The 14,225-nt window shown below is 67.7% G+C and carries 10 protein-coding genes; 5 read left to right on the forward strand and 5 right to left on the reverse strand.

Going from position 1 to position 14,225, the window contains the following annotated elements:
- The first annotated feature begins 105 nt into the window (after window positions 1-105).
- Window positions 106-2,223: a S9 family peptidase gene (locus tag OG226_RS18855; protein ID WP_329349529.1), complete on the forward strand. Its 2,118-nt coding sequence runs from the start codon at window positions 106-108 to the stop codon at window positions 2,221-2,223.
- 150 nt (window positions 2,224-2,373) lie between these two features.
- Here the strand turns inward: OG226_RS18855 and OG226_RS18860 are convergent, their stop codons facing one another.
- From OG226_RS18860 to OG226_RS18880, 5 genes are all read right to left on the reverse strand, one after another.
- Window positions 2,374-3,477 (reverse strand): ABC transporter ATP-binding protein, encoded by a 1,104-nt coding sequence (locus OG226_RS18860; RefSeq protein WP_329349530.1) that lies wholly within the window; start codon window positions 3,475-3,477, stop codon window positions 2,374-2,376.
- Window positions 3,470-4,444, reverse strand: a complete 975-nt coding sequence (locus OG226_RS18865) for an ABC transporter ATP-binding protein (protein ID WP_328679321.1) — start codon at window positions 4,442-4,444, stop codon at window positions 3,470-3,472. Before OG226_RS18865 ends, OG226_RS18860 begins: the two co-directional genes overlap by 8 nt.
- Window positions 4,445-5,142: 698 nt before the next feature.
- Window positions 5,143-6,123, reverse strand: a complete 981-nt coding sequence (locus OG226_RS18870) for an ABC transporter permease (RefSeq protein WP_329349531.1) — start codon at window positions 6,121-6,123, stop codon at window positions 5,143-5,145.
- Complete coding sequence (locus tag OG226_RS18875; protein WP_328679326.1) at window positions 6,116-7,039, reverse strand: ABC transporter permease; 924 nt, start codon at window positions 7,037-7,039, stop codon at window positions 6,116-6,118. The genes OG226_RS18870 and OG226_RS18875 overlap by 8 nt, the downstream gene beginning before the upstream one ends.
- A 54-nt stretch (window positions 7,040-7,093) precedes the next feature.
- Complete coding sequence (locus OG226_RS18880; protein ID WP_328679327.1) at window positions 7,094-8,731, reverse strand: peptide ABC transporter substrate-binding protein; 1,638 nt, start codon at window positions 8,729-8,731, stop codon at window positions 7,094-7,096.
- Between the two features lie 448 nt (window positions 8,732-9,179).
- Between OG226_RS18880 and OG226_RS18885 the strand changes: the two genes are divergently transcribed.
- From OG226_RS18885 to OG226_RS18900, 4 genes are all read left to right on the forward strand, one after another.
- Complete coding sequence (locus OG226_RS18885) at window positions 9,180-10,205, forward strand: ABC transporter permease (protein ID WP_328679329.1); 1,026 nt, start codon at window positions 9,180-9,182, stop codon at window positions 10,203-10,205.
- Between the two features lie 93 nt (window positions 10,206-10,298).
- Complete coding sequence (locus OG226_RS18890; protein WP_328679332.1) at window positions 10,299-12,032, forward strand: ABC transporter substrate-binding protein; 1,734 nt, start codon at window positions 10,299-10,301, stop codon at window positions 12,030-12,032.
- Window positions 12,033-12,135: 103 nt separating this feature from the next.
- Complete coding sequence (locus OG226_RS18895; RefSeq protein WP_328679334.1) at window positions 12,136-13,116, forward strand: ABC transporter permease; 981 nt, start codon at window positions 12,136-12,138, stop codon at window positions 13,114-13,116.
- Window positions 13,117-13,165: 49 nt separating this feature from the next.
- Entirely contained in the window at window positions 13,166-14,206 is a 1,041-nt protein-coding gene (locus OG226_RS18900) for an ABC transporter ATP-binding protein (RefSeq protein ID WP_328679336.1), read from the forward strand.
- The last annotated feature ends 19 nt before the right edge of the window (window positions 14,207-14,225 follow it).

Raw genomic sequence — 14,225 nt, forward strand, 5'->3', positions numbered from 1 at the left:
CAGCAGGTTCATACCCACGCAGCGCTAGTGATCATAACTATCCGCGCTCGCGCATCGCTCGGCGCACAGCCGCACAAGGGGGCGCATGGCCAATATGGTCGGGGCATGACGACCGAGGCTGACTCCTTCCCCCGACGGCACGCCCGTACCCAGCGGTTCACGCTCGGCGCGCCGCGCGCGTTCACCGTGTCACCTGACGGTTCGCGGGTCGTGTTCCTGCGCTCTCCTTCCGGCACGGACCGGGCGAACGCGCTGTGGGTCCTCGATCCGGCGGCCGGCACCGAGCGCGTCGCGGCCGACCCGCGCGCCCTCCTCGGCGGCGCCTCGGAGCGCCTCTCGCCCGCCGAGCGGGCCCGCCGCGAACGCACCCGCGAGGGCGGTGCGGGGATCGTCGGCTACGCCACCGACAGCGAGGCCGAGTTGGCGTCTTTCGCCTTGTCAGGGCGGCTTTTCACGGCCGAGCTGCGAGCCGGGACGGCACGTGAACTCCGGGTCCCCGGACCGGTGATCGACCCCCGCCCGGCCCCCGACGGACGGCACATCGCCTACGTCACCGGCGGCGCCCTGCGCGTCGTGGGAGCCGACGGTGACGGTGACCGGGCGCTCGCCGAGCCGGAGTCGGAGCACGTCACCTTCGGACTGGCCGAGTTCATCGCGGCCGAGGAGATGAGCCGTACGCGCGGCTTCTGGTGGTCGCCGGACTCGGAGCGGTTGCTGGTCGCGCGCGCGGACGACACGCCGGTCCAGCCCTGGTGGATCGCCGACCCGGCCCATCCGGAGCGCGAGCCGCAGCGGGTCGCGTATCCGGCGGCGGGCACGGCCAACGCGGACGTGCGGCTGTACGTGATCGGGCTCGACGGGACGCGCACGGAGGTCGTCTGGGACCGGGCGCGGTACCCGTATCTGGCGCGAGTGCACTGGTCAGCGGCGGGTGCGCCCTTGCTGCTCGTGCAGGCCCGGGACCAGCGCAGTCAGCTGTTCCTCGCCGTGGAGCCCGACTCGGGGGCGACCCGGATGGTGCACGCCGACGAAGATCCAATTTGGCTTGATCTTTTCCCTGGCGTGCCGTGCTGGAGCCCCTCGGGACGGCTCGTGCGGATCGCCGACGAGGGTGGCGCGCGGGTGCTCGCGGTGGGTGAACGCCTGCTCACAGGACCGCAGTTGCACGTCCGCGCGGTACTGGACGTCTCCGACGACAACGTTCTGATCTCCGCCTCGGCGGGCGAGAACGCCCCCGCCCCGGAGACCGGCGAGGTGCACGTCTATCGCGTCAACGAACTCGGCCTGGAGCGCCTCTCGCTCGAACCCGGCGTGCACTCGGCGGTACGCGCCGGGGGCGTGACCGTGCTGGTCTCGGCGGTGCCGGATCGGCCGGGCACCCAGGTCCGGGTGCTGCGCGGGAACAAGAAGACGGTGCCGATCGCGTCGCACGCCGAAGATCCCGGTATGTCCCCGCGCATCACGTTCACCGAGGGGGGCGCACGGCGCGTCCCGTGCGCCCTGCTTATGCCACAGGACTACGACGGCAGCAGCCCCCTTCCGGTTTTGATGGACCCCTACGGCGGTCCGCACGGCCCACGCGTGGTCGCCGCGCACAACGCGCACCTCACGTCACAGTGGTTCGCCGACCAGGGTTTCGCGGTGCTCGTCGCCGACGGCCGCGGCACCCCGGGCCGCTCACCGGCCTGGGAGAAGGCCGTCCACCGCGACTTCACGGTCTCCCTGGACGACCAGATCGACGCCCTCCAGGACCTCGCGAAGAGCCACCCGCTCGACCTCTCCCGGGTGGCCATCCGGGGCTGGTCGTACGGGGGTTGGCTCGCGGGGCTCGCCGTACTCCGCCGCCCGGACGTCTTCCACGCGGGCATCGCGGGCGCCCCGGTCACCGACTGGCGGCTCTACGACACGCACTACACGGAGCGGTACCTGGGCGACCCGGCCAAGGACCCGGAGTCGTACGCCAAGAGCAGTCTGATCACCGACGACGGGCTGTCCGCGCCCGCCGACGCGCAGCGCCCGCTGATGGTCGTGCACGGCCTCGCCGACGACAACGTGGTGGTCGCGCACACCCTGCGACTGTCCTCCGCGCTGCTGGCCGCCGGCCACCCGCACGAGGTGCTGCCGCTGTCGGGCGTCACGCACATGACCCCGCAGGAACAGGTCGCGGAGAATCTCCTGCTGCTCCAAGTGGACTTCCTGAAGCGGTCGTTGGGGCTGGTCTAGATACGGCAACGGACCGGGGCGACATGGCGCGCCCCGGTCCGTTTACGGCACCCGCACGGCCGTACGTCATTCAGATTGACGTGTCCGTATATCGAGACCGGGTCGGCCGAGTTGCCTGCGTGTTAACGCGGTTGATGCCTGTTTGTGTGGTTATTCCGCTCCCTGATCAAGATCGTCCGTCGGTTCCGCGGGGGCCGCGTCCTGGGGTACGACCGTCTTCTCCTCGGCGAAGTGACAGGCCGAGTCGTGCGCGGCGGGCCCGTTCACGAGCCGGAACTCCGCGGGCACGGCGAGCAGCGGCACCTCCAGTGAGCAGCGCTCCCGCGCCTTCCAGCAGCGGGTGCGGAAGCGGCACCCGGAGGGGATGTTCGTCGGCGACGGCACGTCACCCGCGAGGATGATCCGCTCCCGGTGGTCCCGCGCGTCCGGGTCGGGCACGGGCACGGCGGACAGCAGCGCCTGCGTGTACGGGTGCGTCGGGTGGTCGTAGATCTCCTCGTCCCTGCCGATCTCCACGATCCGGCCGAGGTACATGACCCCGACCCGGTCCGAGATGTGCCGGACGATCGACAGGTCGTGCGCGATGAAGATGTAGGAGAGGTCGAACTCGTCCTGGAGGCGGTCGAGGAGGTTGATGACCTGGGCCTGCACGGAGACGTCGAGCGCGGAGACGGGTTCGTCGGCGACGATCACCTCGGGGCGCAGGGCCAACCCCCGGGCGATGCCGATGCGTTGGCGCTGGCCGCCGGAGAACTGGTGCGGATACCGGTTGATGTACTCGGGGTTGAGCCCGACAACGTCCAGCAGATCCTGAACCCGCTTGCGCCGGTCGCCCTTTGGGGCCACCTCGGGGTGGATCTCGTACGGCTCCCCGATGATGTCGCCCACCGTCATGCGGGGATTGAGGGAGGTGTACGGGTCCTGGAACACCATCTGGATGTTGCGCCGGGCGGCCTTCAGGGCGCGGCCCGACATCTTGCTGATGTCCTCGCCCTTGAACTTGATCGACCCTTCGGTCGGCCGCTCAAGGTTGACCAGCATCTTGGCGACGGTCGACTTGCCGCAGCCCGACTCCCCGACGATGCCGAGGGTCTCTCCCCTGTTGAGCGCGAAGTCCACACCGTCGACGGCCTTGACGGCACCGACCTGCTTCTTGAGGAGGATGCCCTGGGTCAAGGGGTAGTGCTTGACGAGTCCGGTCACTTCAAGGATCGGCTCAACTGTTGATCCTGTTACGGCTGTCGACTCAACCATTGAGGCACTCCCTCCAGAAGTGGCAGGCGCTGCCCCGGTGTTGATCCACCTCGTACAGCTCGGGTTCGTCGGTCCGGCACACGTCCTGGGCCATCGGACAGCGGGGGTTGAAGGCACAGCCGGGCGGGATGTGCATCAGGTTCGGCGGCAGACCCTTGATGGCGTAGAGCTCCTGGCCCTTCTGGTCCAGCCGCGGGATCGAGTCCAACAGCCCGCGCGTGTACGGGTGGGCCGGGGACTTGTAGATGTCATGCACGGGGGCCGACTCGACGATCCGTCCGGCATACATCACGGCGATCTTGTCGGCGACGTCGGCGACGACTCCGAGGTCGTGGGTGATGAGGATGAGCCCCATGTGCAGTTCGCGCTGCAACTCGGCGAGCAGGTCCATGACCTGGGCCTGGACGGTGACGTCGAGGGCGGTGGTGGGTTCGTCGGCGATGATGAGCGCGGGCTCCAGGGCGAGCGCCATGGCGATCATGATGCGCTGGCGCATACCGCCGGAGAACTGGTGCGGATAGTCGCGCACCCGCTGTGCCGCGCCCGGGATCCGCACCCGGTCCATCAGCTCGACGGCCTTGGTCCGCGCGTCCTTTCTGGACATCCCCCGGTGCACGATGAACATCTCGCCGAGCTGGTCGCCCACGGAGAGCACGGGGTTGAGCGAGGACAGCGCGTCCTGGAAGATCATCGCCATCTCGGCACCGCGGACCTTGCGCCGCTCTTCTTCCTTGAACTTCAGCAGATCCTTGCCCCGGAAGAGGATCTCCCCGCCGGTGATCTTCCCCGGCGGCACATCGAGGATCCCCATCACGGCCTGCGCGGTCACGGACTTCCCGGACCCCGACTCCCCCAGCACGGCCAGGGTCTCCCCCTCGTCCACGCTGTAGTTGACCCCGTTGACGGCCTTGGCGACCCCGTCCCTGGTCCTGAACTCCACATGCAGATCCCGCACTTCGAGCAGCATGACGCCGGTCACCTCACCTTCGGATCGAGAGCGCCGCGGGTCGCGTCGCCGAGCGTGCTGGACACGGGTGTGGGGGTCGCGGGCGAGGGCGAGGGGCACCGGGCGGACGGGGCGGATGGCGCACCCGTGTCCACGGCACCGCCGACGACTCGCGCCCGCCCCCTGACGACGAGGGCCCGGAACCCCGGGCCACACGGCGCCGGCACCATCACGCCGTCACCTTCGACTCCGGATCGAGGGCGCCGCGCACCGCGCCGCCGAACAGGAAGAACACGGAGGCGGCGGTCGTCGGCGCGGCCAGGACAGGCCGGACGAGCCGACAGGACGCCTACGCCGCGGCCCGTCGGCGCAGTCGGCACGCGCCGGGCGAGCCACGCACCCGTGTCCACCGGCCGCGCCCCGGCAGGGGCCCGGAGCCCCGGAACCGGACCACTCAGCTCCAGTGCCGTCACGCCGTCACCCCGGCTCCGCGCCGTGGAGCAAGGAGGGTGTCCGTGTCCCGGTCGTCGATCGCACGTCCGTCGGCCGGCTCGCCGGGCCCGCACAGTGGCCTCTCCGCGTCCCTGAGCCCGCCTCGCACGAGGGACAGCGGTGCCGTGACCGCCCGCCCGCCGCGCGGCCGGTGTCGGACGCGCGGGGCGGTCGTCCCGCCCCGCGACTCCCCTCGCTTACCCCGCACTTGAAGCGCCACCGCTCCGTCACCTCAGCTTCGGGTCGAGGGCGTCGCGTACCGCGTCGCCGAGCATGATGAACGCGAGGACGGTGACGGCCAGGGCGCCGGCGGGCCAGAGGAGCATGTGGGGGGCGTTGCGGATGTACTGGGAGGCTGCCGAGATGTCGATGCCCCAGCTGACCGTGGGGGGCTTCAGGCCCACCCCGAGGTACGACAGGGTCGCCTCCAGCGAGATGTAGGTGCCGAGGGCGATCGTGGCGACGACGATCACCGGGGCGACCGCGTTCGGGGTGATGTGCCGCAGCAGGAGGCGGGAGTTGGAGGCGCCGAGCGCCCGCGCGGCCTGGACGTAGTCGTTCTGCTTGGCGGTGATGACCGAGCCGCGCGCGATACGGGAGATCTGCGGCCAGCCGAGCAGCACCATGAACCCGATGACCGGCCAGACCGTGTTGCTGGTCACCACGGACAGCAGCACCAGACCGCCGAGGACAACGGGGATCGCGAAGAAGATGTCGGTGAGGCGGGACAGGATCGAGTCCCACACCCCGCCGAAGAACCCGGCGAGACCGCCCAGGACGGAGCCGAAGATCGCCACCCCCAGCGTGGCGAGCACGCCGACCGTGACCGACGTACGGGTGCCGTAGACCGTGCGGGTGTAGACGTCGCAGCCCTGGCCGTCGAAGCCGAAGGGGTGGCCCGGTCGGGAGCCCTCCTGGGCCTTGGAGAGGTCGCACTTGAGGGGGTTGCCCGAGGCGATCAGGGAGGGCCAGAGGGAGATGACCACCAGGAAGAGGATGACGAGCGCGGAGATGATGAAGACGGGGTTGCGGCGCAGGTCGCGCCAGGCGTCGGACCAGAGGGAGTGGGGTTTGCCCGCCGGACCTGTTCCTTCCGGCCCTCCCGGTGTCTTCTCCAGTGTCTCCGCCTCGCTCGCGGCGAGGTCCATCGCGCCGCCCATGCCGGTGCCGGCGATGGCGCGCTCCGGTTCGAACGGCTGCTCAGGCATAGCGGATCCTCGGGTCGAGTACGGCGTAGAGGAGGTCGACGAGGAGATTCGCGACCAGGAAGACCAGGACGAGGACGGTCACGAAGCCGACCACGGTCTGCGTGTTCTGGCGCACGATCCCCTGGTAGAGCTGGAAGCCGACGCCGTGGATGTTGAAGATCCGCTCGGTGACGATCGCGCCGCCCATCAGGGCGCCGATGTCGGTGCCGATGAAGGTGACCACGGGGATGAGGGAGTTGCGCAGCAGGTGCCGGACGATCACCCGGTGTCTCGGCAGGCCCTTCGCGACGGCCGTACGGACGTAGTCGGAGCGCCGGTTCTCCGCGATGGACGTCCGGGTCAGCCGGGTCACGTACGCGAGGGAGACCGAGGCCAACACCAGCCCGGGGACGATCAGTTCGCTGAAGGTCGCCTCCGGTGAGACGGACGGTTTGATCCAGCCCCATTCCACGCCGAGGAGCAGTTGCAGCAGCAAGCCGGTGACGAAGGTCGGGATGGAGATGACGACCAGGGTGAGCAGCAGCACGCCGGTGTCGATCGGACGGCCGCGCTTGAGGCCGGTGATCACGCCGAGCGCGATGCCGACGACGACCTCGATGACGATGGCCACGAGGGTCAGCCGGATGGTGACCGGGAACGCGGTCGACATCAGCTCGGTGACCTTCTGGCCGTTGAACGCCGTCCCGAAGTCACCGGTGAAGACGTTCCCCATGTAGGTCAGGTACTGCTGCCACACGGGCTTGTCGAGGCCGAACTCCCGCTTCAGCTGGGCGGCCGTCGCCGGATCGCACTGCCGGTCGCCGCACAGGCCCGCGATGGGGTCGCCCATCACGTTCACCATCAGGAAGATCAACAGTGTGGCGCCGATGAAGACCGGGATCATCTGCAGCAGACGCCGGATTACGTACCGTCCCATGGGGGCTCCGGGGATCGTGGGGGCGGGCGCTGGTGAACCCGCCCCCGGTGCGGCTCAGCTGACCTTGATCTCGTTGTAGACGGGGACGCTGAACGGGTTCAGAGCCACGTTGGAGAGCCGGTCCGAGTAGCCCGCGCTGCCGTTCTGGTACCAGAGCGGGATGGCGGCCATGTTGTCCCGGACGACGCCCTCGGCCTGCTGGAAGAGCTTGATCGCCTTGCTGGTGTCCGTCTCCGCGTTGGCCTGGTTCACGAGCTTGTCGAAGTCCTTGTTGGACCACTGGCCGTCGTTGGAGGAGGCGTTGGTGTAGTACAGCGGCTGCAGGAAGTTCTGGATGAGCGGGTAGTCCATCTGCCAGCCGGCACGGAACGGCCCGGTCATCTTGTGCTGGCCGATCTGGTTCCTGAAGTCCGCGAAGGTGCCGACCGGGTTGCCGACGCAGGCCTTGTCGTTGCCGAGCGCGTTGTTGATGGAGTTGCACACCGCGTCCACCCACTCCTTGTGCGAGCCCGTGTCCGCGTTGTACGTGATCTTGACCTGGCCGCCGGGGATCCCGCCGCCCTCCTGGACCAGCTTCTTCGCCTCGGTGGGGTTGTACTTGCAGGAGTCCCCGCACAGCCCGTCCTGGAAGCCGCCCTCGGTGCCGAGCACCGGTGAGGTCCAGTCGGTGGCCGGGGTGCGGGTCTTCTGGAAGATCGTGTCGGTGATCTGGTCCCGGTTGATCGCCATGGACAGGCCCTGGCGGACCTTGTCCGAGCCGCTCTTGTTCCAGTTCTTGTCGTAGTACGGGAACGCGAGGGTCTGGATGATGCCGGCGGGCGTGTTGATGTACCGGTCGCCGAGGTCGCTCTTGACGTTCTTGAGCTGCGAGGCCGGGATGTCGTCGACGAGGTCGAGGTTGCCGGCCATCAGGTCGGTGTAGGCGGTGTTGTTGTCGGTGTAGACCTTGAGGGTCACGCCACCGTTCTGCGCCTTGTCCGTCCCGGTGTAGCCATCCCACTTCTTGAGCTGCATCTGCGAGCCCTTGGTGTAGGACGAGATCGTGTACGGCCCGTTGCCGACCGGCTTCTTCAGCCAGGCCGCGTGGTCCGAGAAGAACGTCGACGGCAGCGGCGAGTAGGCCGCGTAGCCGAGAGTGTCCGGGAAGGTCGAGAACTTCTGGGTGAGCTTGATGGTGAAGGTGTCCGTGCCGGTCACCTTGAGCCCGGTGAGCGTGGTGGCGCTCTGCGAGCCGCTGTCGGGGTGGACCTTGTCGTAGCCCTCGATGTACCCGAAGAAGTACGCGTTCTTCTGGTTGTTCTTGAGGCTGGCCCCGTAGTTCCACGCGTCGACGAACGACTTCGCGGTGACGGCCTCGCCGTTGCTGAACTTCCAGCCGCTCTTGACGGTGACCGTGAAGTTCTGCGAGTCCGTGGTCTCGATCTTGTCGGCGAGCATGTCCTCGGCCTTGCCCGACTTCGGGTCGTACCGCTTCAGTCCGCGGAAGACCATGTCGAGGACCTTGCCGCCCTGCACCTCGTTGGTGTTGGCCGGCTCCAGCGGGTTCTGCGGGTCACCCCAGGAGGCGCTGAGCACCGCGCCGCCGTCACCACCGCCGCCGCTGCTGCTGCTCCCGCCGCCCCCACAGGCGGTCGCCGCAAGGGCTACCGCCGCCGCGCAAGCGGCCCATTTGGCGTGCGTGGCTCCACGCATCGAGTGCCTCCTCAGGAAAGCCGATCCATGCCGATCCGTTACCGGTCAATATCGACCGAAAAGGAGCACATCGCCTGCGGGCCCACCCTTTCGGGGGACCCCTGCCGTCCGTTCAGAGGATCTTCGGTGTAGCGCACAATGGATCACCACGAAGCGATGCGGAACCGTTGGATTCAGACGTCCCGATGTACGCATTCCGATACAGCGGCGTCCGCATAACGAACTCATTGCCCGTTTAGCGCAGTTGGCCCGATATAAAGCACGGATCGATCACGGCATGCTACCCGCGTAGCTACGGACTGCCCAAGAGGAAGCAAAGAAGGTAAAGAGAAACCCAAGTCGGCCCAGATTTTATTGACCTTGCATGAATTGCGTTGAAAAAGTCCGGCGTAGCCCGTAGGGGAGTGCCCTGCGGAGTCTCATCAGACCCCCTTGGGCCAGGAGCAGCATGATCCCCCCAACCTCATCCGCGGTCCCGCTCGAAGTAACCGACGAGAGCCTTGAGAAGTCGATCACTTCTCCCCCCTCGAAGGCCAACGAGAGCCGGTCCCCGGGTCAGCTCGCATGGCGCCGTTTCAAACGGGACCGTACGGGCGTCATATCGGCGATCATCGTGATCTTCTTCTTCGCGATCGCGCTGGCCGCACCGCTGATATCCAAGCTCTACGGGAAAGACCCGTACACGACGTACGCGAGCCAGGACCCGGGGCTGCTCGACGCCTTCTCGTACCCGGCGGGTCCCAACGGCGGCATGAGCTCGCAGTTCTGGTTCGGCATCGAGCCGCAGCTGGGCCGCGACGTCTTCACCTTCCTGATCTACGGCATCCGGACCTCCCTGGGCATCGCCCTGGCGGCCACCCTGATCACCACCGCCGTCGGCGTCGTGATCGGCGTGACCGCGGGCTACCTGGGTGGCAGGACGGACTACATCGTCGGCCGGATCGTCGACATCGTGCTGTCGATCCCCTCGACGCTGTTCATCATCGCCTTCATGCCGGTGGTGTTCGGCCTGTTCGTCGCCGCCGACGACAACATCCCGACCTGGCTGCGGGCCACCGCGCTGATCATCATGCTCTCGTTCTTCGGCTGGGCGTCCATCGCCCGTCTGCTGCGCGGCCAGGTACTCGGCCTGCGCGAGCGGGAGTTCGTCGAGGCCGCCAAGGTGACCGGGGCGTCGCCGGCGCGCATCGTCTTCAAGGAACTGCTGCCGAACCTGTGGACCCCGATCCTCATCCAGTCCACGCTCATGCTCCCGGCCTACGTGACCGCTGAGGCGGGCTTCGCCTTTCTCGGTGTCGGCATGATCGACCCGACCCCCGACTGGGGCGTCATGATCCAGCGGGGCGCCCAGTTCTACACCCAGGACTTCACCTTCATGCTCTTCCCGGGCCTGTCCATGGTGATCTTCGTCCTGGCGTTCAACCTGCTCGGCGACTCGGCGCGTGACGCGCTCGACCCGAAGTCCAAGCGCTGACCCATCTCTCATCTCCGGCCCGGTCAATGTCGTCCGGCTGGTCCGTCCCACCCGTAAGGCAGGGCTACTGTGTCTTTTTCCCGTAGAAACTTCATGATCGCCACCGGTGTGGTGGCCGCGTCGAGCTCGGTGCTGACCGCCTGTGGCGGCGGCAGCTCGTCCTCGGGCAACAACAAGGTCCCCTCGGTCAGCAAGGCCAAGGCCGCCAAGATCGAGGTCGGCACCAAGGCCGACTCGACCGGCCCCGCCCCGGAGGTCGCGGGCGCGGTCAAGGGCGGGACGATCTACGGGCTCGACCAGTTCGACATGGACCACCTGGACCCGGCGCAGATCTACGTCTCCACCGAGGGCGCCATCACCGTCCCGATCATGCGTGGTCTGACCGGCTACAAGATGGACTCCAAGGGGGCGCAGACCCTCGTCGGCGACGCCGCCACGGACGCCGGCACCATGAAGGACGGCGGCAAGACCTGGTCGTTCACCATCAAGGACGGCATCAAGTGGGAGGACGGCTCCGACCTCTCCATGGACGACGTCCGCCACACCTTCGAGCGCCTCTTCGCCTCCTTCATCACCGAGGGCCCCCGCTACGTCCAGCAGTTCCTTGCGGGCGGCGACAAGTACACGGGCCCCTACGAGGGCAAGAACCTCGACTCCATCGAGATCGACGGCAAGACCGTCACCTTCCGCCTCAACGAGGCCCGTGGTGACTTCAACTTCACGCTCGCCATGCGTGGTTACTCCCTGGTGAAGAAGTCGAAGGACACCAAGGAGAAGTACGACAAGAAGCCGTTCTCCTGCGCCCCGTACAAGATCGAGGCCCGCAGCATAGGCAAGTCCCTGACGTACTCGCGCAACGCGCACTGGGACCCGGCGACGGACCCGATCCGCAACGCGTACCCGGACAAGTTCGTCTTCCAGTTCGGCTTCGAGACGCTGACGTCCACGGACCGCTACATCGCGGACAAGGGCAACGACCAGTACACGATGTCGATCTTCAACGAGGTCGCCGCCGAGCGGACCCAGCAGGTCCTCACCAACGCGAAGCTCAAGGCCCAGGTCCTCACGGCGGTCGACGCGGTCACCTACTACTGGCCGATCAACACCACCCGGATCACGGACGTCAAGGTCCGCCAGGCCATCAACTACGCCTGGCCGCTCCAGCAGCTCCAGACCATCCGCGGCGGCGCGTCCACCAGTGAGATCGCGACCACCATCTTCAGCCCGGTGACGCCCGGCTACACGGACTTCGACCTGTACGGCAAGACCAAGAAGCCCGGCGGCGACCCGGCCAAGGCCAAGGCCCTCCTGAAGGAGGCCGGCAAGACCGGCCAGAAGCTGGTCATCGCCTACCAGACGTCGGACAACGCGGTGAAGCAGGCCGTCGCGATCAAGAACGCGCTGGAGGCCGCCGGCTTCACGGTCGTCAACAAGCAGATCGACAAGTCGACCTTCTACACCCAGATCGGCAAGATCAACAACGAGTACGACCTGTTCGCGGCCGGCTGGAGCCCGGACTGGCCGGGCGGCTACTCCGTCTTCTACCCCTGCTGGGACGGCGCCAACATCGGCGACGGCCGCAGCAACTACTCGCAGCTGAAGAACGCGAGCGTCGACAAGGCCATCGCGGCCGCGTCCCTGATCACCGACGGGGACGCCGCCAACAAGGCCTGGGGCGCCATCGACAAGCAGGTCATGGAACTCGCCGCCTGCATCCCCGACTACCACTCCATCCGCAACTGGATGCACGGCACCAAGGTCGGGAACGTCGTCTACGACGCCGCCAACACCTGCATCGCGCTCACGAAGCTCTACGCCAAGGCGTAGGCGCCACACGGCACCAGGGGGCGGTCCGCACAGGGGCCGCCCCCACCGGCCCCTCACCCCTCACGCCCCGGCAACGGCGCCTCGCCCGGAGAGTCCTGACCCCATGTTCCGCTTCCTTGTCCGCCGTACGATCGGCGCGCTGGTCATTCTGCTGATCATCAGCGCCATCACCTTCTGGCTCTTCTACGCCGTCCCGCGTGACCCGGCCATGATGTCCTGCGGCAAGAACTGCACGCCGGCCTCGCTCGCGCAGATCCGGCACAACCTGGGCATCGACCATCCGATCCCGGTCCAGTACTGGTACTGGCTGAAGGGGATCTTCGTCGGGCGTGACTACAGCGGCTTCGGAAACTGCAACGCGCCGTGCCTCGGCTACTCCTTCGCCAACAACGAGCCCGTCTTCGGCACGATCATGGACCGGCTGCCGCTGACCCTCTCGCTCGCCTTCGGCTCGGCCGCCATCTTCCTGGTCTTCGGCGTCGGCACCGGCATGATCGCCGCGCTCAAGCAGGGCAAGTTCCTGGACAAGTTCGCCACCTCGGCCTCGCTGCTCGGCTCCTCGCTCCAGATCTACTTCGTCGGCTACCTCGCGCTGTACTTCCTGGTCTTCAAGGCCGGCATCCTCGACCAGCCCTCGTACACGCCGCTGACCGACAACCCCGTCTCGTGGTTCTCCGGCCTGCTGCTGCCCTGGATCGTGCTGTCGATCATCTTCACCGCCAACTACACCCGCATGGCCCGCTCCCAGCTCGTCGAGCAGCTCAGCGAGGACTACGTCCGCACCGCCCGCGCCAAGGGCCTCTCGCGTGCGAACGTCTTCCTGCGCTTCGCCTGGCGCGGCGCCATGGGCCCGATCGTCACGGTGTTCGGCATCGACCTGGGCACGCTCATCGGCGGCGCGATCATCACCGAGCAGGTCTTCAGCCTCCAGGGCATCGGCCGGCTCGCGGTGACCTCGGTCAACCAGAGCGACCTGCCGATGCTGCTCGGCGTCACCGTGCTGGCCGCCGCGGCGATCGTGTTCTTCAACATCATCGTCGACGCCGCCTACGCCTTCATCGACCCGCGGATCCGGCTCGCCTGACCCTCCGCCCGTACCCCCTACCCCCCGCATCGCCCCCAGGAGCGTCTCCGTGACGAGCACCGATCAGCAGCCCTTCCTCTCCGTCAGGGATCTCAAAGTCCACTTCTCCACCGAGGACGGCATCGTCAAGGCCGTCGACGGGCTCTCCTTCGACCTCGCCAAGGGCAGGACGCTCGGCATCGTCGGCGAGTCGGGCTCCGGCAAGTCCGTCACCAACCTGACGATCCTGGGTCTGCACGACCGCGACCGTACGGCGATCGAGGGCGAGATCCTGCTCGACGACAAGGAGCTGCTCACCGCGAGCGAGCGGGAACTGGAGCGGCTGCGCGGCAACAAGATGTCCATGATCTTCCAGGACGCGCTGGCCTCGCTGTCGCCTTACCACACGGTCGGCAAGCAGATCAGCGAGGTGTACCGCAAGCACACCGGTGCCTCCAAGAAGGAGTCCCGCGAGCGGGCGATCGAGATGCTGAAGCGGGTCGGGATCCCCCAGCCCGAGGTCCGGGTGGACGACTACCCGCACCTGTTCTCCGGCGGTATGCGCCAGCGCGCGATGATCGCCATGGCGCTGGTCTGCGACCCCGAACTGCTGATCGCCGACGAGCCGACCACCGCCCTCGACGTGACGGTCCAGGCCCAGATCATGGACCTGCTGAAGGACCTCCAGCAGGAGTTCGGCACGGCCATCGTGTTCATCACGCACGACCTCGGCGTGATCGCCGACATCGCCGACGACGTCCTCGTGATGTACGGCGGCCGGTGCGTGGAGCGCGGCACCAAGAGGGAGGTGCTGACGGACCCGCAGCACCCCTACACGCTCGGTCTGCTCAGCTCCATGCCGAGCCTCGAAGGACCGGTCGACGTGCCGCTGATGCCGATCCCGGGCTCGCCGCCCTCGCTGCTCAATCCGCCGTCCGGCTGCCGCTTCCACCCGCGCTGCACCTTCGCCGAGAAGGTCGAGGGCGGACTGTGCTCCAGCGAGCGGCCCGTGCTGGAGGTGGTCGACGGCCGGGGCTCCGCCTGCCACCTCACCACCCAGCAGCGCCAGGAACTCTTCGCCGACCTTCTCGCCGTAGCCCAGCACAACTGACGTACTAGAAACGGGACTT

The sequence above is a fragment of the Streptomyces sp. NBC_01261 genome (assembly GCF_036226385.1).
Classification (GTDB): domain Bacteria; phylum Actinomycetota; class Actinomycetes; order Streptomycetales; family Streptomycetaceae; genus Streptomyces.

Bases quoted from the DNA above. Each gene is read 5' to 3' on its own strand.
- OG226_RS18870 (WP_329349531.1), bottom strand. From the start codon at position 6,123: ATGCCTGAGCAGCCGTTCGAACCGGAGCGCGCCATCGCCGGCACCGGC.
- OG226_RS18860 (WP_329349530.1), bottom strand. From the start codon at position 3,477: ATGGTTGAGTCGACAGCCGTAACAGGATCAACAGTTGAGCCGATCCTT.
- OG226_RS18885 (WP_328679329.1), top strand. From the start codon at position 9,180: ATGATCCCCCCAACCTCATCCGCGGTCCCGCTCGAAGTAACCGACGAG.
- OG226_RS18875 (WP_328679326.1), bottom strand. From the start codon at position 7,039: ATGGGACGGTACGTAATCCGGCGTCTGCTGCAGATGATCCCGGTCTTC.
- OG226_RS18855 (WP_329349529.1), top strand. From the start codon at position 106: ATGACGACCGAGGCTGACTCCTTCCCCCGACGGCACGCCCGTACCCAG.
- OG226_RS18880 (WP_328679327.1), bottom strand. From the start codon at position 8,731: ATGCGTGGAGCCACGCACGCCAAATGGGCCGCTTGCGCGGCGGCGGTA.
- OG226_RS18895 (WP_328679334.1), top strand. From the start codon at position 12,136: ATGTTCCGCTTCCTTGTCCGCCGTACGATCGGCGCGCTGGTCATTCTG.
- OG226_RS18890 (WP_328679332.1), top strand. From the start codon at position 10,299: ATGATCGCCACCGGTGTGGTGGCCGCGTCGAGCTCGGTGCTGACCGCC.
- OG226_RS18865 (WP_328679321.1), bottom strand. From the start codon at position 4,444: ATGCTGCTCGAAGTGCGGGATCTGCATGTGGAGTTCAGGACCAGGGAC.